The sequence below is a fragment of the Pleomorphomonas carboxyditropha genome (assembly GCF_002770725.1).
GTDB classification, from domain to species: domain Bacteria; phylum Pseudomonadota; class Alphaproteobacteria; order Rhizobiales; family Pleomorphomonadaceae; genus Pleomorphomonas; species Pleomorphomonas carboxyditropha.
In genome coordinates, this window is record NZ_NQVN01000022.1 from 49,996 (window position 1) to 73,926 (window position 23,931).

The window sequence follows — 23,931 nt, forward strand, 5'->3', positions numbered from 1 at the left end:
TCATAGGCCTGTACACACACTTAACAGTTCATTAATATGAGGACAGTACGCCTCAGAATCACTCCCGTGAAGAGCCGGCCAGCAGCTTTTTGGGAAGGGATCGCATGTCCAGCATTTCGCTTTCGAAACCTCAGCGCGTGACAGCAGCAGCGCACAGGAAGGAAGCCTCGGCCCGACAATGCGACCCGACGAGCACGGTGGCGAGTGGCGTTCAGGATCGCCCGGCAACGGGAAACGGCAAGATCGGTCCCTCGTTATTCTGGAAGGTCATTATTTGTCTGGCGGCGACCTCGCTTGTCGGCAACGCCATCGGCATGACCGAGTTTGGCGCCAGTTGGTTTACCGCCTATTGGGATACCCTCGCCTACTGGTGCAGCAGCGGATATTGCCGGTAGGTTCAAGTCCGCGCCGAGCCCGTCCGAGATATTCCGACGTATCGGCACTTTCTCTTAAAGAGAAGACGGTTCTCCCCGCGCAAAACTGTGACTTTTTCTTTCGGCACCCTTTGTAACCTGAGGCTTATTTCGCGAGCGCAGCAGCCAATCAATTTGTAATGATCATCTCGCTGACTTGTTAACCAACATCTTTGTTCCGGGATTGACTTGTAAAAAATCACTCTTGATTTGCTTGACAGATAGAAAAACTGTGAGACTATCCGCCTCGCCCAGCAATATCCGAAGCAAATTGCGCAGTTTTCAACGAATACTTCTGGGTCGGGCCGTATAGGCCCAGGGCAAACGCCCAATCACCATAAGCAACATACGTTGTTTGCTGCCAGACCATCCTGGTTTGGCGGTCTTATCAATACGCTCAAAACAGGAGTTTCCTATGAGCAATATCAATGTTACCCCCACCACCCAGTCCGAGCTTCAGCCGGCCGCGCCAGCCAACGTCAATGGGATTGCAGCCATCGAGACCAACGAGCCGGCGCAGTCGGTTGGCGTCTCTACTAGCAAGGCTCCGACGGTCGACAACCTTCACCAGCTCGACGATGCCACCCGCACCAAGCTCGGCAACGACTGGGCTGATCGCTGCCAGAAGGCAGGCCATGACTTCCAGGAGATGAAAGCCCGCCAAGACTCCTATCTCCTGCGTGCCATTGCTGCGCTTGCGCTGTCGATTGTCTTCTTCCCGCAAACGGACTGGGCGGCGAAGGTCAACGCCTTGGGCATCGGGTCGGCAAACATCAAGAGCAAGTTTAGAACGGCCATGGCGGTCGTCGGCACCTTTGGTCTCAACCCGTACCAGACCGACTCCGTGAAAGCCAAGCTCGACGGTCAGGCGCTCGGCCGCAATGCGCTGGCGACCGAATGGTTGGCTGACTACATCATCAATCTCGACGCGAACGGCAGGGCTACGCTCACGCTGGACGAAGCCGGCATTGACAAGCTCAGCCAAGTGCTGAAGGCCAATGGCGGCGTTATCGCGGTCGGCGATCTTCAGCGCGTCGCCTACCGAGAGACGGTCGCTGCCAGCCGCCTCCGCGTATCGATCGATACGAAAGGCGCCGCTGCCATCATCGCTGAGCGTGGCGAGCGGCGTATTCGCGCGCAGAACGGTCTTGATAAGGATGCGCCGGTTCCGTTCGTCGTTGACGTCAAGGTCGGCAATGCGCAGACAGCCTACGCGGTCCCGGACGCACTTCTTGACGTCATCAAGACCGGGATCTTCAAGGCGGCCGCTAGTGTCGACCCGCTCGTCGACACCTTTGGCGAGTTGACGAAGGTTAGTGCCATCGCCCCGCACCAGCTTGTCGGTGCTACGGCGGGTGCCAACCCGGAGATGGGCGCAGGCTCACGGCAGTTCGTTCTCCGCGCCGATCGGTCGATCCAGGTTTCAACGATCCCGGCAAGCAACGAAGTGAACCCGGTGCTGATCGCTCGTCCGGCGACGCAGATCATCGAGCCATGGCCGGCGGCAGCTTGTCGCATGTCGACCAAGGGGTGGCAGTTTGCGGAAGCAAACCTGATCGACACTGACCGCCGCATCTATTTCGATGCATCAGTGTCGGCTAGCGCGGGTTCCACGCCTTCGGTCACGCTCAGCACCGTTGCGACCGGTGAGAGCATTGGCTCCGAGACTATCGTACTTGAGCCTCTCGTACCGGGCATGCCTGTCTATCCCGTCGAGTTCGATGCGTCTTCCCTACAGACCGACTTCGAGTTTGAGGTGGATGTCAAGGACCTGACCGAGTGGTGTAACAAAGCCGCGAGCAAGCTCCGCGATACCGAAAGCCTCGTCACGCTCGTGGCAGACGGCTCCAGGGCCTCTCTCGGGGCCGGCAAGCATCCTCAGGCGGGCAAGAATCCTCTCAAGATCACTCTGACTGGCCGAGCAACGGCCGGCATCGTGCATCTGCGTGCCATCGACTTCGGCGCGCTTGCCAAGACTGTCGAAGGGCTGACCCTGACGGGCAATGCTAAGGTTTCCTTCAAGATCGATGAGCGAGCAGCAATGAGAGTCAGCTTCGAGACCAGCCTCGCGACCTACGAGCTTTATGCTCCGGTGCTTCAGCCAGGCAGCTTCAAGCCGTACACTCAGTGCTTCCGTCCGATGGCGGTGGCGTGACCAATGCAGAAGGCGGGCTTTCGAGCCCGCCCCTCCCTTCCTCGACGTATTCAGGGGCGACGGTCACTTCGGTGACTGCCGCTCTATTTGTTCGAGGGCGCTGTGGGTTACTGGCCTTCAGGTGTCAGCTTGGGCGATCTATCCTGGACATGCTCGATGATCTCCGAAGCAATCTCCACGAAGCCGTCCCAGTTCTCCCGCCGGACGAGATCAGCCAGAGCGAACGATGGCCAACCGTCAGGTGCCTTTGATGACACGGCAAGATTCGCAGCCCTGAGACAATGAGCGATCCTATCGACAAGCGCTCGACGATTGTCGAACAAGCTGTAGAAGGGGGTCATTCTCGTGTTCTGTAAGGCGAACTCAAACCTCCCGGTATTGTAGCGAATGAAGAAGGGCCAACACTCTTTTCCATCTGTGCGCGGGATCATCACGCATGCTGAAGAGCCGGAGCGTGCCTGTGTGAACTCGAATCCTTGGGCTTCGAACCAAGCGATGGCTTTCTTTGCCCCAGCCTTGGCGTCGTCGCCAAAGTTCCGCGCCATCTCCGTCAAGTTGTCTTCAATGGAACCAACCGGTTTTCCGTCGGGCGCGGCCGCTTTCGCCGTCTCGGCCCGCTCTGTTGCCCCAATCAGTCGAGGAACAATCATTCGGACCTCGGAGCCGTCGTTGTAGTGTTCCAGCTCTATGGCGAGCACCTCGGCGGACCGCATCTGTTCATTGAGGAACTCAACGATCCGCGCGAGTTCCTTGGGTATCTTGTCGGCCACAAAGAGCAGACGGACGCGCCCCGCTCGGAGATTGGTTTCGACCCGCTTCCAAAAGGTTTCAACAGCTCCCTCGGGCTCGACAGTCGCCCCTATGAAACTCAGGAGCTCTTCATCAGGGTTCTTGCCTTCTTCGTTTGCCGAGGACTGATAGGCCGAGATCAGGCCACCGATCTGCCAGAAGGCAATACCATTGGCCGCATAGTCGAGCATCTGCGCGACCACCTCTCGGCGAGTTCGGGTGTCGGTCGCGCGCTTGACCTCGACAAAGACGGGGACACCTTCGGAATCGACGAACAGGTGATCGAGAGACCATCTGCCATAGCCGCCCATTTCCTCTGGGATGCCGAGCTCGCGGGTTATCAGCAACAAACGCCCGCCGGCGCCAGCCGCCTTCTTCAATAGGCCGGGATGACGGCTCAGCAGCGCTTGAAAAAGGTCTTCTGTATCGAAGCCAGAGCGCGTCATCTCGCGCAGGCTTCCGTCTCGATCAAGGACGAAAATGTTGTCTTCCACGGTGTGCCCCCTGTCACCGAACCCTAGGCTCGGAACAGTTTCCGGTTGGTAAGGGCACGTGCACTCGCCTCTATCAGCCAAGCATGCGCAGTCCGTGTTTCTGTACGATACCGAGCAGCTTCAACGCCGGGCCGCTCGGTCGCTTGGCACCGCTCTCCCACTTCTGCACCGTCGACTCGCTGGTGTTGAGGTAACGGGCGAATACCGGCTGGCTGACACGGTTCTGTTCCCTCAGCGCCTTGATCTCGTCAGGAGAGAGTTCGGCCGGAACAGACAGGCAGGTCTCATCGAAAGTCCTCAGCGTCTCCTTGTCGACGGTCCCTGCCTCAAACATGCCTTCGACGGCGTTGTGGATGGCCTCGAAGGCGTCGCTCTTGAACTTACGCTTCGTCGTCATGGCAAATCTCCAACAAGGCACCGATGCTCAGCTCGGCCTCCAAGTCCTCCCGTATTCTGGCTGGGACTAATCGCCTAGCCGATTACTCGACCCAGCACAATTACGCAGATTAGCCAAACAAAAAGAGAGATGATTCCTGAAAGTAAAAAGCGATACGCCCTGCGAAGTGCATCCGCATAGTCCGCAGGAAGCCTTGATAGTTCGTGGGGAGTGAAGAACATATAACGATTTATGGCCCGGCTTTTTGCCTTTGCATACCGCATATGGGGATCGTACTTGCCTTCTATGTTACCAATCCAGAGAAGACTTACAAATATGGCCGCGAAGGAAGCATAGGCCCATATGCCGAATATGATTCTTAACAGCATTTCCGGCGACTCTATCTACCTACCGACAGTCGAAGCAAAGCGGAGAAGCGCCCCCCTCGGCGCCACCATATCCCTGATGCATTTAGCCTAAGGCCAGTGAAAAACTCAACCTACTAACGGCGGTAGCAACCCTAGATATAGCACTCGGGTGCGCTTCATTTTCCTAAAGAGACAGTAACGACCCACATTGACGCGGATGTGAAATTCCCCTGAGGAATTCACCTGCTTCAGCGATTGCCTGAAAAGCCGGGATCGGCATCGGCACCATTCCCGGCCTTTTCGTTGCAATGATCGTGCTTTGGGTCAGCCAGCCTTGCGGAGCATCGAGCCGCGTTCGGCCGAGGCCTGAGCAAGCTGATCATCCAGCTCACCAGCACGAACAGCCTCGACCAGTTTGTCGATGATACCGGGCAGGTTCGCGAACTCGCCAATGGTCACCGCATTCTTGTCCTTGGCGAACTCAATGGTCTTGCCGGCGTAGCGGAGGCCGAAGAAGAACTGGCCGGACGCATCGGTGAACCAGCCAGCACGCAGACGCTTCGGAGCCTCGACCTGGACACGCTGACCATCAGTACCCTTTCGCCAGACCTTATGCGTCGGCGCAAAATGCTGACCGGCGATCTTGGCTTCGGCCATAGCCTTCTGCTCGGCGAGTGCGGAAATCACCTTGTCGCGGGCACGCTCGACGGGATTGTCGCTCGAACGGACGGGCTTGGCGTTGGTCAGCTTCAGGCTCTTCAGGATACTCATTGTCGGGACCTCCGTGTGGACAGTTCCCGTCCCATCTACAGCCGTTTTCCAAACTCGCAACCTAACCCGCCAATAACTCAAACTTCAACGCTGACTGATTTTCCTGCTCCAGTGTATTCTACCGAGTCATCGAACTATTTCCTAAGATTTCACAGCGCGATCTATTCAAGAAATACCTTCACGCTCGGCAAAGGCCCAAACTAGCACGTACCTAGCACAACAGGAACGATATTCTGATTTTACTGACGATTTTCCTTCTCAACCGTAATTGGTAAGGGAGAGGTCGAGAGTTCAATCCTCTCTCGCAGCACCATTTTTTCTTTTACAAATCAGAAAGATGCGTGTTTAGAAGCCCTTGGGTTGACTTCGGTGCTACACCGGGGTGTTACACAGTGGTCCTTCAGATGGCGCGTCCCTACAAGCATCCCAGAACCGGCGGCTACTATTTTCGTCAGCGCGTCCCGGCGGACCTTCGGCCTTTGCTTGGGGATAAAATCGTCAGTCGATCCCTAAAAACCAAGGACCCGGCCGAAGCGAAAACCCGCAACATCGAGGAAGTCCGCAAGCAAGCCATGATCTGGGAGGCCCGGCGCAAGGCTCCGGAGCCACTGCCATACCGCCAGATTGTTGCCTTATCCGGCATCCTCTACCGCGATCTAATGGCTCCTCGCGAGGAAGAGCCGGGAGAAGCGAAGGTGTGGATGGAGACCCTTGCGCTCCTCGGGCGATTGCAGGGAACCGAAGACGGGCTTGAACGCTGGTATGGTTCGTACGTCGACAATCTCTTCCTTGAGAACGGCATCGTGACGGATGCGGTCAGCCGTCAGCGTCTTATTGCCGAAGTCGACCGAACATTCGGACAGGTGTCGGAGCAACAGCTCAAACACGCGGGCGGTGATTACAGCCCCGACCCGAACGCCAACCGTTTCCCTCAAGTCGCCTCAACTGGGGAGCAAGCGGGGAGCAAGCGGGTCTCCATACGGTCACTGTTTGCCCTTTGGGAGCGTGATCATCTTGCAGACGGAAAGTCCGCCCGAACGGTTGGAGACTCCGGCAAAAAGTCGAGAGCTTGATCGAGTTTCTGAAACACGACGACGCCCTCCTAGTGACTTCCGACCTGATTGCCGACTGGTGCGAGCATCTGCGTCATGAGAAAGGTCTGAGCGCTCGCACCGTCGCGCAGAAATATCTCGCCGCCGCTAAGCTGGTCTTCACTGTCGCGGTCGAGAAGCGCCGCTTGAGGGACAACCCCGCCAAGGATGTCATGGTGCGCTACACCAAGAAGAGGCGGCGCGGCCGGGCAAAGGGGTACACTGATGATGAGGCTCGTTTGGTTCTGTCCGTCGCCCTCTCCGGAAGCGGCGTTGACAACTGGTCCGACCTCAACCGCCGCGCTGTCACTTGGGCACCTTGGATATGTGCTTTGACCGGAGCGCGTATTAACGAAATCACGCAGTTGCGGCGGGAAGACTTGTTGGTGGAGGCCGGTATTCCGTGCATCCGGATTACGCCCGACGCCGGTTCGGTGAAGACTAACCAGTTCCGTATTGTGCCCCTGCATCCGCAACTCGTCGAACTAGGTCTGGTCGATTTCATCCGACAACAAAAGGCTGGACCACTGTTCTTCAGTCTGCGCCCCGGCGCTCAACCTCAAACTATGGCCCAGAATGTTGGGAAGAAGGTCGTGAAGTGGATTCGCGAAGTCGTCGGTATCACTGACCGCCGGGTTCAGCCGAACCATGCTTGGCGTCACAGGTTCAAGACGCTGGCGCGGGATGTGGATATGAACCCGGAGTACCGGGACGCCATCCAAGGGCACGAAGACGGTCGGTCCGCCACGGATTACGGCGAGAACACAGTGAAGGCGCTTTATCGGGAAATCTGCAAACTGCCCCGGTATGACCTTTCGGCGATTGCAGCCGGACGCTAACCCTGCGCTACACACGTGGTAGCATGAGCGGGCAGCACCACGACGCTCTTGTTGTGCTTCATACAGGCACCGGAATTGGCGTTCCAATACACCAAGTTGCCCGTGTCTCGGACACCTAGCGGTTCTATCTGCGACCGGCTAATTGTTTCCAATACACTTTTTGCTAGCGCAAAGATTCGCGGGCTGCAACGAATGCGCTTGCCTGTAGCAACCTGTGCGCTAAGTCTTAATGGCGCACAGCAGGGGGCGGTGAATGGTTCGGCAGAAGAATGAGGCGGTTACAGCCACTTTTCACTATCTGGTTCGCTTCGTGAAGCAGGAGAATGGCCAAGAACGGCGTTTACCGCTTACCCAAGCGGACTTTGACACGCTCGTCACCAGACTTGAGCATCAACGGCCGGTCGACCTGACGGACGAGGAACAAAAGGACATCCTCAGATATAGAAATTTTGTGCCCGTCGATAACATTACGAGGATCAATAACCGAACAATATTCGGGCGCTTTAGGGCGACATATTGGGGTCACGCATTTGATAATACAGACCGCGGGAAGATACCGGCCACGAGCATAAATTTGCGACCGTTTTATTTTCTTCTCTATCTGTCCGAGACTGGCAAAATATACGTTGGATGTCAGTATTTGGGCCTCTATGGCGGGTACACGCCGCTATCAAAAACTCTAATATCGGCTATTCCAAACGGAGACACGGTTCGCGCTGTATCGTTTCGGTTGCCTGCCGCCTATTATCGTGACGCTCTCGCAAAAGAGGTGCGCATCTCGTTCTCCAAAAATAATCCCAACATCGCGCGTGGCAACGTCTTCCAAAGTGGGGCCACTATTGCTTTCAAGAAGCAAAGTAAGGACGATGGATTTGAAGGGGTAGTTGCCGAACGACTGCTGCCACATATCGGCCGTCCTATGCGAGAGGTTCGTGCAGCGGTGGCCGATTTATTGAGGGAAAACGAGCTTGTCGCCGTCGCGGACGACGAGATTATGGATTGCTCGGTGGTGGCCGTCGTCAATGGAAACCGCAAGGTTATACATATGATCGAGAGCGGGCAATTTGCCACAAAATTTGACCTGGATGTTCGTCTAAATGAGGACGGGCACCCACTGCCGGTAGATGCCCAACGCGAGATGATGAAAGTCTTAACAGACGACATAATTGCCCGGAATGAAGATGTTTAGCGCTTCAGAGATCATACGAAACAATAACAACACATTTTATAACTACGCTTCTAGTCAAAAGACTAGCCAGCGCAGACGAATAATCACGCTTCTTATAATCTCCTCGCTTCTGATTTGGGCCATACCGGTCCAATCAAACGACTTCCTAAATGCGGTTATTACTGCCCAGGCGATTCTGGTTGGCTTCAGTTTTAGCGTTCTATTCTTCCTTCTGTCCAATTCTGATATACAAGCACTTCCCGGAGAGAGCATTGAGCGCAGTCTGAGAAGAGCGAAGCTCAACAAACTATGCAGAGAGATATTTCATAACGTATCTTACTATAATTTTGTCTCTATAATTTCTGTTGTACTATCTTTACTATTCATGTCTGAACATCCTAACAGAAAATTCATATGCGGAATACTATCATTTATTAATAAGTTTATATCGCTAGATACCTCATATGCATTTGAATTAATCCGCTATTCGTGGTCTTTCTTGTATATAATAGTTGGCTTCTTCCTATACGCGTCTCTTGCGGAGAGCATCTATACGTTTTTCAGAACAACTCTGAGAGTTGGCTTTTATTTTCAGGAGAAACTCAAACTTACGGACGCCGCTCCCTAATCGTTAGACAAAAGCTCCTCAGTAGCAAGACAAGAGAAGGGGGGATGGGGGTCTTCGCCGAAGCAGCATAGTTATTGACCTGTGGCGACCATGGGCGACCAGCCAACTCCTCGGGGTTCGCTTGTCCGCACCGCTCCGCTACCCTGGACTGCATTGGGCATCCGGTTTGCTCCACATAGGAGCATCAGGTGTCAAAGTGTTTCAGAGAGGGGCATTTCCAATGTTTGACCGGCGCAGGGAGCGTCGTGGCCGTACCTATTTGGGAGGTCAGATCGCTTTCAACAACCGTTGGTGTACGATCGATTGCCTGGTACGGAACATATCCCAGAGCGGCGCGAGGATTGAGTTTCCCCAGCCGGTGCTTGTACCGAGCGAGCTGGATCTGATCATCCCTCTCAGGGGATACAGCCGCCGGGTGCACGTCGTCTGGAAACGAGCGAAGGCGCTGGGCGTCTCATTTGCAGATGCCAACGACGGTACCGTCGTTCCGATCGAACTGGCGCGCCAGATACGCAAGCTGAAGGAAGAGCGCGACATGCTGGCGCGGCGGGTCAGGGACCTGAGCGAGCCAGTGATATGATCAGGCGGGCCCTGACGTTCATCGTGAATCGGCTCGTCTTCATGGCGGTTTTCCTGCTGGCCTTGAACGCCTTCACGCAAGGCTCCAGTTGCCAGTCCGGCAACGCGCACGGAATCGCGCAGACGCTGGGCGGCTTGCCGGAGGCGCTCAGGGTCCTGAGCAATTCATTCCGCTGATGGGCCGCCCTCCCCCGGCGGTTGAAGTGGCCGCGTGGAGGCGGATGGCCGGCCGTCCCCGAAATCCGCCGCTTGCCGAGGTGGGCGGCGAGTTGCATCAACGGCGTTTCGACCGGCGGCGCCACCACGTCGAACACCGCGTCCGAGGCGATCGGTTTCTTCGGGGAAGGCCAGGACGTCGGCGCCCCTCCATCGCGCGGGCAAGGCTGTCCTCGTCATCGAAATCGCCTTGCACAAGCCCGACACCGCGCCGCGCGCTTCCCTGACGCTTCGATTGCCGATCAAGTACAGGCGCGCGGACCAAGACATTCTTCATGAGAAGCGCGTCGATGGTGGTGGCGCCCTGAGCGCCAGTCGCACCGGTGACGAGGATGGGCCCTCGGCCGTCCTCGCCGATCACCAAGGTCAGCGCGGTCCGACCACCGCCTTGAGCACGTCCACATGGCGCTCTGCCCATGAGCGCACGCTTTCCAGCGGGATACCCCACGCAGCGGCCTTCTCCAGGTCGACCTTGTAGCCCTCGACATTGTCCCATGCCTGCGACTCGGCGACGGGCCGGGTCATGCCGCGCGCGACCATCTCATCGACCGTGACGTGCTCGACCGGGATGGGTTTGCCGGTGACCTCGGAGAAGATGCCGGCCAGTTCCTCCATGGTCAGCGCATCCGTGGCCAGCGAGATCTCCTGCCGGTCGAAGCGCGACGGGTCGGAGAACATGGCGGCGGCGAACGCGGCGACGTCGTCCATCGCGACCAGATGCTGCCTCACGCCCGGCTCGATGGCGGTCTCCCAGCGGCCCCGCGCCAGCGACGGGCAGACATAATCGACCTTCGGAGGCAGCCAGGTTTCGAGGATCGACGCGGGTTTGAGGACCAGCCAATGCGCGAAACCGGCGACCTTCACCGCCTCGTTGACGCAGCTTTTGCTGACCCAATAGTCGGGATGCCAGCGGCCCTCATCCCAGCCGACGAATTCCTTATACTCGCCGGTGCGGGCGACCGAGGAATGGACGAAGGTGGAGACGCCGGCAGCGTATGCGGCCTGAACGAGATTGAGGCCCTGGCGCAACTCGCCCAGCGGATCGTCGGGCAGTTTCGACGGCACCTGCACGGAGAACACTCCGGAAGCGCCCGTCGCCGCGCGCTTCAGGCTGTCGCGATCCCCCAGGTCGCCCTGAAAAAGGTCCGCGCCGGCATCCGCCAGGCGCCGCGCGGCAGGCGAGTCCATATCGCTCCACACCAGGGCGCGTATCTTGATGCCGCGCCGAAGGAGGGCATGGGCGACGAAGCCGCCCTGCATGCCGGTCGCACCGGTGACGAGAATGAAGTCCTGCTCGGTCATGCTGTCATAGTCCTTTTCTGATTGCGGAAACCTGTCCGAAAACCTCGGATGAGGAAGGAGCACAGGCCAGCAAGCGCACCTCAGCAAGGCGAGCGGAACTGCGCAGGGCCATCGGCGGTCGCAGCTTCATCCGTGCCGGATCACGACCTTGCCGGCCTGCTTGCCGTGCTCGAAATATTCGAACGCGGCAGGCACTTCGTCGAAATCAAAGATGCGATCGATCACCGGGCGCATGCCGTGATATTCCATCGCGCGATTCATCTGCTCAAAATGGAGCCGACTCCCAACCCGCGTTGGATGCAGATGCAGTCCTCGTATCATGAACTCAAAGCTCATGGCCTTATCCCGGCCGCCCAGGGCACCGACCATGCTGATGCGACCGTTTTCACGGGTTGCCGCGACTGCGTCATCCCAGTTTGCCGGTCCACCGACTTCGACCGTCACGTCCACGCCGCGGCCATGGGTGGCGGCGAGTACCTCCTTGTACCAGCCAGGGCCCCGTGAAGCGTCAATCACGACATCCGCGCCCAGGGCACGTAAGGTCTCCATCTTGGCGGGAGAGGTCGTCGTTGCAATAACGCGCGCGCCGGAGATCTTGGCAAACTGAAGGGCGAAGACCGATACACCACCGGTCCCTTCCACCAGCACATCTTCGCCGGGCACAAGGGGCGTATCTCCATGAAGGGCGTACCAGGCGGTCACCCCCGCGCACGGCAGCGTCGCGCCTTCCTCGAAAGACAAGTGCTCGGGCAAGAGCACAAGTTCGCTCTCGTCCACGAGCGCCAGTTCCGCCAACATGCCGTCATTGCCCTTGGTCCCACGGCCATAGGTATTGAGGGAGTAGGGAATCGGGCCTGCGATCCAGTCCCAATGGAAGATCGCGGCCACATGCTCGCCGGGTTTGACGCGGGTTACACCGCGTCCGACGGCCACAACTTCACCAGCGCCGTCGCACAGCGGAAACCGGCCGGCATTCACGATATATTGGGCCGGAATACCGTTTTTCAGCGATAACAGGTCACGGAAATTCAAAGAGGAAGCACGAACGCGCATCAAAACCTGCCGCCCAGCGGGCGATGGCGGATTCGGCTCGTCGAATTGCTGGAGGCCCTCCAGGCCAAGAGAGGTCTGCCGATAGACTTTCATTGCCGTTGTCATTGCCTCCTATGACGCTTCCGACCCGTCTCGCCGGGCGAGCGCATGCCGTTCGTCGTTCATGATGACATTCGCAGCCCGTTCTGATATCGACGCCGGAGTAGGCGGAGCGATGTTCCGTTTATGTGGAGCACTGCTCCGATTGTCAAGAGGATGAAATGATCGCTTCGCCAAAGGAAGCAGCCCCGGCCATGCGGGCCGATGCGCGCAAGAACTACGAGCAGTTGCTTGCGGTCGCCCGCCTGGCCGTGACGAAGGATGGCGCGGACGCCTCGCTGCGCGACATCGCGCGCAAGGCGGGCGTCGGGCTTGGCACGCTCTACCGCCACTTCCCGACGCGCGAGGCACTGCTGGAAACGCTGCTGCGCACCGCTTGGGATGAACTGGCCGCCAAGGCGCATGAACTGGAAACCGCGAGCGCGCCCGATGAAGCGCTCGTGTCCTGGCTGCGCGACTTTATCGCAAGCGTTCGAACCTATCGTGGCGTCGTCGCGGTGATGATGTCTGCGCTTAACGACAAAGAGTCGGCGCTTTACGCCTCATGCGCCGAAATGCGCGCCTCAGGCACCAGGCTTCTTGCTCGGGCGCAGGCCGAAGGAACGGCACGGACCGACATCGACGGAACGGACTTGATAGCGCTGGCCGGTGCCTTGGCATGGATCGGTGACCAACCGGCAATCGAGTCACGGGCAGAACGTCTTTTCGACGTCGTCATGAGCGCCGTGCGCGAGTGCCCCGCCACCGATGAACATTGCAAGCAGCGAGGAAAATGAAATGAGCCAAACCCCGTTCTGCCTGAGCTGTTCGAGGAGCATGGCCGGATCGGGAGGTTGAACCGGATCGCCCGGGTCAGGCGGAGCGGGCGAAGGCGGCGGCCTGTTCCACCTCGGCGATATCCGGCCGCACGCCGGTATAGAGCACGAACTGCTCCAGGGCCTGGATGATCGCCACGTCCCCGCCGGAAATCCGCCGCTTGCCGAGGCGGGCGGCGAGTTGCATCAGCGGCGTTTCCACCGGCAGCGCCACCACGTCGAACACCACGTCCGAGGCGGCGACGGTTTCTTCGGGGAAGGCCAGGGCTTCGGCGTCCGGTCCCTTCATGCCGAGCGGCGTGACGTTGATGATCAGCGAGCCGGCCAGCCCGGCGGCATCGGCGCGCCAGTCGAAGCCGTAGAGGTCGGCGAGCGGCCGTCCCGTCGCCTCGTTACGGGCGACGATGGTGCCGTTGCGGTGGCCGCGATCGCGCAGCGCCGCCGCCACCGCCTTGGCCATGCCGCCCGAGCCGCGCAGGACGAACGGCGCCTCGCGCGATAGCTCGGCCTTGTCCAAGAGTTCGGCGATGGCGATGTAGTCGGTGTTGTAGCCGGTCAGGCGGCCGGCGTCGTTGACAATGGTGTTGACGCTGTCGATGGCGGCGGCCGATCCTTCCAAACCGTCGAGCAGCGGGATGACGTCCTCCTTGAACGGCATCGAAATGGCGCAGCCGCGGATGCCGAGGGCACGGACACCGCCGATGGCGGCGGCAAGATCGGTGGTGGTGAACGCCTTGTAGACGAAGTCGAGCCCGAGCCGATCGTAGAGACGGTTATGGAAGCGGGAGCCGAATTTTCCCGGCCGCGCCGCCAGCGACATGCACAACCTGGTATCGGGACCGATCGGAGGCTTCGGCGGGAACGGCTTCATGATGCGTCTGCCCTTGGCTGAAACGCGAAAGAGTGGCGTCGGGGTCCTATCGCCTTTCGGGGAAAGGGCGGGCGCGCCGGGCGTCCGCCCCCTTGTTCAGTCCCGGCCGGTCAGACGGCGATCGGCTTCTTGAGGATCCTGAGCAGCGCCGCCGTGACGATCGTGCCGGCGATCAGCGCCACGATGTAGCCGGCGAGGTGGCTGACCGCGTTGGGGATCGGCAGCACGAACACGCCGCCGTGCGGCACGCGCAGCTCGGCGCCGACCGCCATCGAGATCATGCCGGCCACGGCCGAACCGGCCATCAGCGCCGGGATGACGCGGAACGGATCCTTGGCGGCGAAGGGGATGGCGCCTTCGGTGATGAAGGCGATGCCCAGCACGGCGGCGGCGTTGCCCGCCTCGTGCTCGTCCGACGAGAAGCGGTTGGCGAACAGCTTGGTGGCGAGCGCCAGGCCGAGCGGCGGCGTCATGCCGGCGACCATGGCGGCGGCCATCGGCTCGTAGAGCTGGCTGGCGATCAGGCCGGTGGCGAAGGTATAGGCCGCCTTGTTCACCGGGCCGCCCATGTCGAAGGCCATCATCAGGCCGATGATCGCGCCGAGGGCGATGGCATTGGCGCCCTGCATGCCCTTGAGGAAGTCGGTCAGCCAGGTGAGCGCCGCCGCGACCGGTTCGCCGATGACGTAGACCATCAGGAGGCCGACGATGGTGGTGCCCAGGAGCGGCAGGATCAGCACCGGCTTCAGGCCGTCGAGGTTGCGGCCGAGCCTGATGTAGCGGTTGAGGTAGAGCACCACGTAGCCGGCCAGGAAGCCGGCGACGATGCCGCCGAGGAAGCCGGCTCCGATGGCGCCGGCGATGACGCCGCCGACGGCGCCCGGGGCGATGCCCGGCCGGTCGGCGATCGAATAGGCGATGAAGCCGGCAAGGAACGGCACCATCAGCGAGAAGGCCTGCTTGCCGATGTTGAACAGCGCCTGGCCGAGCGTGCCGGCATGGGCGTCGTCGAACACGTAGATGCCGCCCATGGCGAAGGCGAGCGCGATCAGCAGGCCGCCGGCCACCACGAACGGCAGCATGTAGGAGACGCCGGTCATCAGATGCTTGTAGGGGCCGGAGCGCTGGGCGGCGCGGGCGGCCTTTTCGGCGGCCACTTCGGCGGCGAGGTCGCGCTTGCCGCCGGCGGCCGAGCCGCCCTGAACGGTCGCCTCGGCGATGGCCTTCTCGACCAGCGCCTTGCCGTTGGCGATGGCGCCCTTGGTGCCGGTGGAATAGACGCGCTTGCCGGCAAAGCGCGACAGGTCGACGTTGGTGTCGGCGGCGATGATCACCAGCTCGGCGGCGGCGATCTCCTCGGCCGTCAGCGTGTTCTGCGCGCCGACCGAGCCTTGCGTCTCGATCTTGGCGGCGTAGCCGAGCGCCTTGGCGCCCTGCTCGACGCCCTCGGCGGCCATGAAGGTATGGGCGATGCCGGTCGGGCAGGAGGTGATGCCGACGATCAACCTCGCCGCCGACGGCGCGGCGGCGACGGCGCCGGCCGGGTCGGCCAGAGCCGCGTCGAGCGTGACCTTGCGGATGGTCTTGCCGGCAAAGCGGGCGTCGTCGGCGACGTCGCCGACCAGCAGCACCGCGTCGGCGGCGGCGATCGTCGCATCGTCGAGCGGCGTGGTGACGCCGTTCGGGGTGCGCGTCTCGATGCTGAGCGACGCGCCGGCGGCCTCGGCCGCCTTCTTCAGAGCCTCGGCGGCGATCAGGGGCTTGCTCCCCGTCTCCTTGGCGCCGATCACAACTGCTAACTTTGCCATTCTCATCCTCCAATGAAGAGATTTCCCGCTGCCATCCCCCGGCGGAAATTCAGGGATATCCTCGAACACGATCCGCTGGATCGTCGTGCGTCCTGGCGGACGCGAGATGACGATCCAGCTCTTTGTCGTCGCATCGGATTTTCCGAAAACCGGTTTCCACTTTTCGGTCCGATGCTCTAGAGGCGGCCGATCTCGGCCCGTTCGGCCAGCGCCTCGACGACGGCGCGCTCGGGCAGATGCGGACCGACGCGCGCCAGCTTGGCGGCGGCGAAAGCCACCGCCTGCCGGGCGATGGCCTCGACCGGCTTGTCCTCGGCGAGCGCGCTGGCGATGCCGGCCACCATGGCGTCGCCGGCGCCGACGGTGCTGAGCGCTTCCACCCTCGGCAGGCGGGCGGTCAGCGTCTCATCGGCGGTGACGAACAGCGCGCCGTCCTCGCCGCAGGAGACGACGACCAGCCGCACGCCGCGCAGGGCGATGTCGCGGGCTGCCGCGACGAGCGCGTCGCGCGTCGGCAGCGGCCGGCCGACCAGGTCCTCGAGCTCGTGCCGGTTGGGCTTCACCGCGAACGGCAGCGCATGGCCGGAGGCGGCGAGCAGCTCTTTCAGCGGCGCGCCGGAGGTATCGGCAACCACCCTGGCGCCGGCGGCGTGCAGCGTCGCGACCAGCGGCACCAGCGCGTCGGGAGCCAGACCGGCCGGCAACGAGCCGCCGATCACCACGACGGCGCCGGCTTCGGAGGCGGCCAGGGCGGCGGCGGTGACGCGGCCGAGACACTCGGCGTCGACGACGAGGCCGGGGGTGTTGAGATCGGTGGTTTCGCCGCAGGCGGTATCGGCGATCTTGATGTTAGTGCGGGTGTCGCCGGCAATGCGGATGAACCGGTCGGCGATGCCCTTCACGGCGAACAGCTCGACGAAGGCGCCGTCGTTGCCGCGCCCCAGCACGCCGGTCGCCGTCACCTGCGCGCCCCAGTCGGCGGCGCAGCCGGCGACGTTGACGCCCTTGCCGCCGGCATTCATCTGGACCCGTCCGGCGCGGTTGACGCCGCCCACGGCGAAGCCGTCGACCTCGATCGTCAGATCGACCGCCGGGTTGAGGGTGATGGTAACGACCGGCTTCATGCCGCGTCTCCCTGACCGAAGGAGGCCTCGAGCGCCCGGACCTCGCCGGCGGTGCGGGCGGCGACCGCCTTGTCGGCCAGCGCCTTGAGGTCGGCCATCGACGCGGAGCGCAGGCGCACCTTGACGGCGGGAATGTCGCGCACGGTCATCGACAGCTCGTCGACGCCGAGGCCGGCGAGCAGCGAAGCGCCGAACGGATCGCCGGCGATGCCGCCGCAGACGCCGACCCAGCGCCTGTGCCTGGCCGCGCCTTCCACCGTCTTTCTGATCAGGCGCAGCACGGCCGGGTGCAGGCTGTCGGCCTCGGCCGCCAGCTCGGGATGCTGCCGGTCGATCGCCAGCGTGTACTGGGTGAGGTCGTTGGTGCCGATCGAGAAGAAGTCGACGTATTCGGCGTAGACGTCGGCCATCACCGCCGTCGACGGCACCTCGACCATGATGCCGAGCGGCACGGCGGGGGCGCCGACCTCGGCCCTGATCTCCTCGGCCACCGCGCGGACGGCCAGGATCTCGTCGAGCGAGGTGATCATCGGCAGCATGATCTTGAGGTTGGCGCCGGCCTTGGCGACGCGGTAGAGGGCGCGAAGCTGCGGCCGCATCAGGTCGGGGCGGCGCAGGGTCAGGCGGGTGCCGCGCACGCCGAGGAAGGGATTCTCCTCGCGCGGCAGCTTCAGGTGCGGCGCCTGCTTGTCGCCGCCGATGTCGAGCGTGCGGACGATCAGCGGCCGGCCGCCGAGGTTTTCCGCCATGGCGCCGTAGGTGGCGAACTGCTCCTCCTCATCCGGCGTGTGCCCGCCGTCGAGGAACAGGAATTCGGTGCGCATCAGGCCGACGCCCTCGGCGCCCTGGTCGATGGCGCCGGCGACATCCGAGGGCTTGTTGATGTTGGCGCCGATCTCGATGGCGTGGCCGTCGGTGGTGGCGGCGGGCAGGGCCCGCCCCTCGGCTTCCGAAGCGGTACGGCGAACATCGGCTTCGATGAAGGCGCGGGCCGAGGCGAGGTCGGCCTCGCCGGGATCGAGATAGAGCCGGCCGCCGGCGCCGTCGAGAATGGCCGTCGTCCCCGCCTTCGCCTCCAGGATGCCGGCGCCCATGGCGACCACAGCCGGCAGGCCGAGCGTGCGGGCGAGGATGGCGGTGTGCGAGGTCGGGCCGCCCTGCGCCGTCGCCAGACCGGCGATCAGCGTGGTGTCGAGGCCGATGGTGTCCGACGGCGTCAGGTCGGCGGCGACGAGGATCGACGGGGTCGACGGCAGGACGATCGCCGAACGGATCGCCACCTCCGGCGCCAGCTTGGCCAGCACGCGGCGGCCGACGTCGCGGACGTCGGAGGCGCGGGCGGCGAGCAAGGGATTGGCGTTGCTCTCGAGCGACACGGCCACCTCTTCGACAGCGGCCCGCCAGGACCAGGCGGGACCATGGCCGCCGACGACGAGGACGGAGGCTTTCGTGAGGATTTCGGGGTCGCTCAAAAGTTCGGCCTGCGCCTCGAAGATCGCCGCTTCCGCCTGCCCCACCTTGACGGCGGCCTCGGCGGCGACGGTCTTCAGCTCGCCGAGCGTCGCGGCGATGGCCTGATCGAGGGCCGCGGAGGCGGCGACGAGATCCATCGGCGTATCGGCGATCTCCACCGACGCGGCCTTCAGCACATGCACCGGGGCGATGACGACGCCCGGTGCGGCGGCGACGCCGGAAAACGTTTTCAGATTGGTTGCCGGCGTCCAGCCCTTGCGGCCGGCCGGCGGCGGCGCCTTGGCGGCGTCGGCCTGCTCCTCGGCCGACAGGCCCTCGATCACCCGCATGAAGGTGGAGAGGGCGACGGCGGCGTTGTCGCCGTCGGCGGAGACCGTCACCGTCTCGCCGGCGCGAAGCCCCAGCTGCAGCAGGGAAACCAGCCGCGTCGGGTCGGCGACGTCGGCGCCGCGCCTGACCTGCAGGCGCGTTCCGGCGGCCTTTGCCGCGTCGACCCAGCGGCTGGCCGGGCGGGCGTGCAGGCCGTTGGGATAGGCGACGGTCCATTCGATCGCCAGGGCCAGATCGGCCGGCACGGCGGCACCGGCGGCGTCGGCGGCAAAGTTGGCGGCGGCCGTTTCGTCCAGCGCGGCGATGATCGCCAGGGGGTCGTCGGTGACGAACAGCGCTTCGAGCGCCGCTTCGTCCTGGAACAGGCGCGTCAGCCGGCGCAGCACGGCAATATGGTCGTCCGACTGGGCGGCGATCGCCACGACCAGCTTGACGATCTGGCCCTCGTTCCAGGCGAGGCCGCCGGGAATCTGCAGGATGGCGAGGCCGTTGTGCCTGATGAGGCCGCGATCGGCATTCATGCCGTGCGGAATGGCGACGCCCTGGCCGAGATAGGTTTCGGCCACCGCCTCGCGGCGCATCATGCTGTCGGCATAGGCCGGATCGATGTAGCCAGCGTCGGCGAGCAGGGCGCAGGCCTGACGGATGGCGGCTTCCTTGTCCGCCGGCGCCGCCTTCAGGCGGGTGAGCTCGGGCGCGAGAAGCGGCTTGGTGCTGATCGACATGAAACTTCCTCTCCTCCGCATCTCAGAAAACTGAAAACCTTTTCAGATTGATTGATGCAGATATCATGTGCTTGCTTTCTTGGGAAAGCTGGGAAAACCCTTATTGAAGGTCGTCTGTAGACATGATTGTTTCCGCCGTAAACGGAGAACGATTTTAGCTATGAGCGTTGGCATCAAGGATGTGGCTGTTGCAGCGGGCGTTTCGCCGGCAACGGTTTCGCGTGTTCTCGCCAACCGCCACGTCAAACCCGACCTCAGAGAACGTGTGGAAACCGCCATCCGCCTGACCGGCTACCGCCCCAATCTTTCGGCGCGCCGGCTGCGCTCGCAGCATTCCAACACCATCGGCCTGATCGTTCCCGATATCCGCAATCCGTTCTTCACCGCGCTGAGCCGCGCCGTCGAGGACGCCGCCTACAAGGCCAACATGCGGGTCGTGCTGTGCAACACGGATGAGAATCCGTCTCGCGAAATGATGTACCTGCGCCTGATGCAGGAGGAGCGGGTGACCGGCGTCATCTACGCGCCGACCCGCGAGACCGCGGCGCAGCTCGACCGGCTCGCTTTCGATTTCCCGGTGGTGCTCGTCGATCGGCACGGCCCGGCCGGCAAGCACGATTCCGTGGTGCTCGACAATCGCCAGGCCTCCGCCGCGCTGGTCGAGCACCTGTGCGGGCGCGGCTTCACCCACATCGGGGGGCTGTTCGGCAACACCTCGTCCACCGCCCGGGACCGCCTCGGCGGCTACACCGAGGCGATGAGCGCTCACGGCCTCGCGCCGCGGGCGGACTTCGTGGCGCCCAACCCCGACGCCGCCGCCGTCGCCGCGCGGGACATCCTGTCGCGCAAGGACCGGCCGGAGGCGCTGATCGCCTCCAACGGCCTGATCCTGCTCGGCGTCGTCCAGGCGATGCGCGAACTCGGCCTCGAGGCGCCGAAGGACATCGCCATCGCCGGTTTCGACAACGAGATATGGACGGCCCTCATGGGCCCCGGCTTCACGGTGATCGAGCAGCCGGTGGCCGACATCGGCCACTCGGCGATGCGCCTGTTGTTCGAGCGCATAGAGACGCCGGACATGGCGCCGCGGGTCATCATGCTTTCCGGCAAGCTGATCGAGCGCAACTCGACCAGGAAGCCCTGCTAGAGCATTTCCGGCGAGAACAGGTTCGCCGGAAATACTCCATCTCTTTGATTAGGCCCAATCGACCGGAAGACGGTTACCAGGCGAAAGAAGCGGACCTCCGTTGCCGACCTTCCGGCACCCCGCCGAAAGAGACTTGGCAAGCCCATGCAATTTCGCTTCAGATAATGCCGTGGCGAATGGTTGCCAGTGATTTGAAACGGATCGTGAATGGGTGCCTTCGGTAAAGGAACTGGCCGGCGCCTTCGTGGTGAAGACCGCAAGGCGCAGATCATCGACGTGGCCTCTGCGCTGATCGCCGAACGCGGCTATTGGGGCATCTCGATCCAGGACGTGGCCATGCGGTGCGAAATCACCGACACGGCGGTTCTGCATCATTTCGGCAGCAAGGAGAAACTTCTCCTGGCGGTGGTTCAGCACCGCGACGAAAGCGATCGCCGGGCGCTCGCCGAGCGGCTCGGCGTCGAGCGCGGCGACCTCTATGCCGCCATCCGCGACCTGCCGCTCGAAGACGTCTGCGACGCGATGGTGCGCCGCAACGCCGCCCAGCCGGAGATCGTCCGGCTCTACACGCTGCTCAGCGCCGAGGCCCTCCAACCGACCCATCCGGTGCACGACTATTTCTTCGAACGCGAGCAATTGGTTATCCGTACGTTCGCGTCGGCGCGCTCGACACTCGGCATGGAGCCGATGGAGCGCGGCAGGCTCGTGCTTGCCGTGATGGATGGCGTTCAATTGCGCTGGCTGCGCGACCGCGACAACATCGACCTGGTAGCCGAATGGCATTCCGCGACCGCAACCCTGTTCGGGCGTCCGCCGATGGTCAACGACGCGTAATACCAATTCGGGAAGATGCTGCCGCATCCGCTCGTCGAGGCCATCGCCTCGTGGAACATCCGAACGCCGGGCCTTGCATCCCTTGCCGGAGCGAGGCCGATCATCGGCCGTACGGGCGAGCACGGATGGCCCTGCCAGGGCGACATTGATCGTTGACGAAGCCGTCGCAGCAGATTTATCGTCCACTTAACTTAGTACATACCAAGCACTAAATAAATATCTGGAGGAGCTGGTGAGCCAGGCTGCGGGACAATCCGACTTCGCGACAACGTCCGCCGCGACGCCCCCATCGCCGTTCGACGACGCCGTCGTCCGCGTCCGTGCCGGCGCGGCCGGCGACACGGTGGCGCGGGAGCTCTACGGCCGGCTTACGGGTGCCGAACGCCTCGCCCTCCTGCACGGCGACATACCGTTCTGGCCCGGCCGCGCGGCGATCATGCAGCACGGCTACAACCACATCCCCTACCCGATGGGTTCAAACGCACGCCTCGGCATCCCCGGCATCCGTTTCATCGACGGCCCGCGCGGCGTCGTCGTCGGGCACGCCACGGCGTTTCCGGTATCGATGGCGCGCGGCGCGTCGTGGGACGTGGCGCTGGAAGAGGAAATCGGCCGGGCGATCGGGCTGGAGCTCAGGGCATCGGGCGGCAACCTGTTCGGCGGCGTCTGCATCAACCTGCCCCGCCACCCGGCCTGGGGGCGCACCCAGGAAACCTATTCGGATCAGACAATCCTGATCGGCGAGATGGGTGCCGCCCTGGTGCGCGGGGTCGGCGGCAACGCCATGGCCTGCGTCAAGCACTTCGCGCTCAACTCGATGGAGAACGCCCGCTTCGACGTCGACGTGCGCTGCGCGCCGGAAGCGATGCACGAGGACTATCTGCCACATTTCCGCCGCGCCCTGGCGGCCGGCGCATCCGCCGTCATGTGCGCCTACAACCGCGTCAACGGCGACTGGGCGAGCGCCAGCCGGCCACTGTTGACCGAGGTCCTGCGCGACGAGTGGGGATTCGACGGATTCGTCCTCAGCGACTTCATCTGGGCCATTCGCGACGCCGCCGCGTCGCTGGAGGCCGGGCTCGACCTGGAGGCGCCATTCGCCCAGCTCCGCGCCGACAGGCTGCCGGCGGCACTCGCGGCCGGCGACACGACATGGGAACGCGTCGAGCAATCGGGGCTGCGGCTCATCGCCACCCAGCTCCGGCACTATGCCAGCCGCGATGCGGCCGAACCGGACCTATCCGTCATCGCCGGTCCCGAGCACGTCGCGCTCGCCCGCCGCGCCGCCCGGCAGTCGATGGTGCTGCTGCGCAACGAGGCGGTGGACGGCGCGCCGGTGCTGCCGCTGGAGAGGGCGAAACTCGTCAGTCTCGCCGTCGTCGGCCGACTTGCCGACCTGCCCAACCTCGGCGACCACGGCTCGTCGAACGTGCACGCGCCGGCGGTGGTGACGCCGCTGGAAGGATTGCGCGCCGCCCTGCCCGAAGCGGCGGTGCTGCATGACGACGGCACCGATCCGGCCGGCGCCGCGGCGCTCGCCGCCGGCGCGACGGCGGCGGTGGTCGTGGTCGGCTACACGGCGGCGGAGGAAGGCGAATGGGTCAACGGCCGCGTCTATGCCCGCGACGACCTCATGGCGCTCTATCCCGAGCCGCGCGACGACGCCGAGCGGGCCGTGCTCGCGACCATGCTCGAACGCGTCCGCGCCGCCGAGGGACGGCCGGAAATCGGCGGCGACCGGCGCGACCTGCGCCTGCCGGCGGGCGACGTCGCGCTCATCCGGGCGGTGGCCGCCGCCAATCCCCGCACCGTCGTCGTGGTGGTGACGGCCGGCGCCGTCATCCTGTCCGACTGGCACGAGGAAGTCCCCGCCCTCGTCATCGGCTGGTATGCCGGCATGCAGGGCGGCCACGCCCTTGCCGACCTCATCACCGGGCGCCAGAACTTCTGCGGCCGTCTGCCCTACGCCATCGCCGCTTCCGCCGACGACCTGCCCGGTTTCGACATCGACGCACGCGAGATCACCTACGACCGCTGGTACGGCCAGCGCAAGCTCGCCCGTGACGGCAGGACGGCGACCTATCCGCTCGGGTTCGGCCTTTCCTACACCCGCTTTGCCATCGATCGGGCGAGCGTCACCATGCGCGACGGCGATGCCCTGACGCTCGCGGTGGCGGTCGCGAATACCGGCGATCGCGCCGGCCGCGCCAACATCCAGATCTACGCCACCCGTACCGACGGCGACCGCGCCGGCGAGCGCGAGCTCATCGGCTTCGGCCTCGTCGACCTCGCCGCCGGCGACGCCGCCGAGGTCGCGATCACCGCCTCGCTGCAACCGCTGACGCGCTGGGACGAGGCGGAGCGGACGTTCCGCCTGCCGGCCGGCGAGGTGCTGATCGAAGCCGGGCGCCATTGGGGCGACCCCGCCGCGGCGACCACAACGACAAGACTATAATTCTGGAG

General features: G+C 63.0%; 21 protein-coding genes. 11 read left to right on the top strand and 10 right to left on the bottom strand.

Going from position 1 to position 23,931, the window contains the following annotated elements; all coding sequences use genetic code 11:
- Window positions 1-104: 104 nt before the first annotated feature.
- Window positions 105-395: a hypothetical protein gene (locus CJ014_RS22420; protein WP_100082731.1), complete on the top strand. Its 291-nt coding sequence runs from the start codon at window positions 105-107 to the stop codon at window positions 393-395.
- 433 nt (window positions 396-828) lie between these two features.
- Complete coding sequence (locus CJ014_RS22425) at window positions 829-2,568, top strand: hypothetical protein (RefSeq protein WP_100082732.1); 1,740 nt, start codon at window positions 829-831, stop codon at window positions 2,566-2,568.
- Window positions 2,569-2,675: 107 nt separating this feature from the next.
- Here CJ014_RS22425 and CJ014_RS22430 read toward each other — a convergent pair whose 3' ends face one another.
- The 3 genes from CJ014_RS22430 to CJ014_RS22440 form a co-directional block, all read right to left on the bottom strand.
- Complete coding sequence (locus CJ014_RS22430; protein WP_133121911.1) at window positions 2,676-3,851, bottom strand: PDDEXK family nuclease; 1,176 nt, start codon at window positions 3,849-3,851, stop codon at window positions 2,676-2,678.
- Window positions 3,852-3,924: 73 nt separating this feature from the next.
- Complete coding sequence (locus CJ014_RS22435; protein WP_100082734.1) at window positions 3,925-4,248, bottom strand: helix-turn-helix domain-containing protein; 324 nt, start codon at window positions 4,246-4,248, stop codon at window positions 3,925-3,927.
- A 671-nt stretch (window positions 4,249-4,919) separates the two neighbouring features.
- Window positions 4,920-5,366 carry a DUF6641 family protein gene (locus tag CJ014_RS22440; RefSeq protein WP_100082735.1) on the bottom strand — a complete coding sequence of 149 codons (447 nt, stop codon included), beginning with the start codon at window positions 5,364-5,366 and terminating at the stop codon, window positions 4,920-4,922.
- A gap of 404 nt (window positions 5,367-5,770) precedes the next feature.
- Here CJ014_RS22440 and CJ014_RS22445 point away from each other — a divergent pair, with 404 nt between their 5' ends.
- The 5 genes from CJ014_RS22445 to CJ014_RS22465 all read left to right on the top strand — a co-directional run bounded on the left by CJ014_RS22445 (window position 5,771) and on the right by CJ014_RS22465 (window position 9,848).
- Complete coding sequence (locus CJ014_RS22445; protein ID WP_133121912.1) at window positions 5,771-6,439, top strand: DUF6538 domain-containing protein; 669 nt, start codon at window positions 5,771-5,773, stop codon at window positions 6,437-6,439.
- Window positions 6,436-7,296 carry a tyrosine-type recombinase/integrase gene (locus CJ014_RS22450; RefSeq protein WP_100082737.1) on the top strand — a complete coding sequence of 287 codons (861 nt, stop codon included), beginning with the start codon at window positions 6,436-6,438 and terminating at the stop codon, window positions 7,294-7,296. The genes CJ014_RS22445 and CJ014_RS22450 overlap by 4 nt, the downstream gene beginning before the upstream one ends.
- Before the next feature lie 253 nt (window positions 7,297-7,549).
- Complete coding sequence (locus tag CJ014_RS27635; protein ID WP_133121913.1) at window positions 7,550-8,485, top strand: hypothetical protein; 936 nt, start codon at window positions 7,550-7,552, stop codon at window positions 8,483-8,485.
- 827 nt (window positions 8,486-9,312) lie between these two features.
- Window positions 9,313-9,672, top strand: a complete 360-nt coding sequence (locus CJ014_RS22460) for a PilZ domain-containing protein (RefSeq protein ID WP_100082739.1) — start codon at window positions 9,313-9,315, stop codon at window positions 9,670-9,672.
- On the top strand, window positions 9,669-9,848 hold the full coding sequence (locus CJ014_RS22465; RefSeq protein WP_100082740.1) for a hypothetical protein: 180 nt from the start codon (window positions 9,669-9,671) through the stop codon (window positions 9,846-9,848). Before CJ014_RS22460 ends, CJ014_RS22465 begins: the two co-directional genes overlap by 4 nt.
- Window positions 9,849-9,945: 97 nt before the next feature.
- Here the strand turns inward: CJ014_RS22465 and CJ014_RS28410 are convergent, their stop codons facing one another.
- The 3 genes from CJ014_RS28410 to CJ014_RS22480 form a co-directional block, all read right to left on the bottom strand.
- Window positions 9,946-10,305, bottom strand: coding sequence for an NmrA family NAD(P)-binding protein (locus CJ014_RS28410; RefSeq protein ID WP_425351952.1), 360 nt, complete (start codon window positions 10,303-10,305; stop codon window positions 9,946-9,948).
- A complete protein-coding gene (locus CJ014_RS22475; protein WP_100082742.1) occupies window positions 10,254-11,189 on the bottom strand; it encodes an NmrA family NAD(P)-binding protein in 936 nt (311 codons plus the stop codon). The genes CJ014_RS28410 and CJ014_RS22475 overlap by 52 nt, the downstream gene beginning before the upstream one ends.
- A 126-nt stretch (window positions 11,190-11,315) precedes the next feature.
- Window positions 11,316-12,347 (bottom strand): zinc-dependent alcohol dehydrogenase family protein, encoded by a 1,032-nt coding sequence (locus CJ014_RS22480; RefSeq protein WP_207765843.1) that lies wholly within the window; start codon window positions 12,345-12,347, stop codon window positions 11,316-11,318.
- A 155-nt stretch (window positions 12,348-12,502) separates the two neighbouring features.
- On the opposite strand from CJ014_RS22480, the gene CJ014_RS22485 reads away from it, so the two are divergent.
- The gene (locus CJ014_RS22485) at window positions 12,503-13,117 is read left to right on the top strand and encodes a TetR/AcrR family transcriptional regulator (RefSeq protein ID WP_245427564.1); all 615 of its coding nucleotides are present in this window, start codon (window positions 12,503-12,505) and stop codon (window positions 13,115-13,117) included.
- A gap of 76 nt (window positions 13,118-13,193) precedes the next feature.
- On the opposite strand, the gene CJ014_RS22490 is transcribed toward CJ014_RS22485, so the two are convergent.
- From CJ014_RS22490 to ptsP, 4 genes are all read right to left on the bottom strand, one after another.
- A complete protein-coding gene (locus tag CJ014_RS22490) occupies window positions 13,194-14,027 on the bottom strand; it encodes a shikimate 5-dehydrogenase (protein ID WP_100082745.1) in 834 nt (277 codons plus the stop codon).
- A 110-nt stretch (window positions 14,028-14,137) separates the two neighbouring features.
- Entirely contained in the window at window positions 14,138-15,835 is a 1,698-nt protein-coding gene (locus CJ014_RS22495; protein ID WP_100082746.1) for a PTS fructose transporter subunit IIC, read from the bottom strand.
- 176 nt (window positions 15,836-16,011) lie between these two features.
- Window positions 16,012-16,959: a 1-phosphofructokinase gene (pfkB, locus tag CJ014_RS22500; protein ID WP_100082747.1), complete on the bottom strand. Its 948-nt coding sequence runs from the start codon at window positions 16,957-16,959 to the stop codon at window positions 16,012-16,014.
- Window positions 16,956-19,487, bottom strand: coding sequence for a phosphoenolpyruvate--protein phosphotransferase (ptsP, locus tag CJ014_RS22505; protein WP_100082748.1), 2,532 nt, complete (start codon window positions 19,485-19,487; stop codon window positions 16,956-16,958). The genes pfkB and ptsP overlap by 4 nt, the downstream gene beginning before the upstream one ends.
- Window positions 19,488-19,647: 160 nt before the next feature.
- On the opposite strand from ptsP, the gene CJ014_RS22510 reads away from it, so the two are divergent.
- The 3 genes from CJ014_RS22510 (at window position 19,648) to CJ014_RS22520 (ending at window position 23,923) form a co-directional block, all read left to right on the top strand.
- Window positions 19,648-20,634, top strand: a complete 987-nt coding sequence (locus tag CJ014_RS22510) for a LacI family DNA-binding transcriptional regulator (RefSeq protein WP_100082749.1) — start codon at window positions 19,648-19,650, stop codon at window positions 20,632-20,634.
- Between the two features lie 207 nt (window positions 20,635-20,841).
- Window positions 20,842-21,468, top strand: a complete 627-nt coding sequence (locus CJ014_RS22515) for a TetR/AcrR family transcriptional regulator (protein ID WP_100082750.1) — start codon at window positions 20,842-20,844, stop codon at window positions 21,466-21,468.
- A gap of 232 nt (window positions 21,469-21,700) precedes the next feature.
- Entirely contained in the window at window positions 21,701-23,923 is a 2,223-nt protein-coding gene (locus CJ014_RS22520) for a glycoside hydrolase family 3 protein (protein ID WP_100082751.1), read from the top strand.
- The last annotated feature ends 8 nt before the right edge of the window (window positions 23,924-23,931 follow it).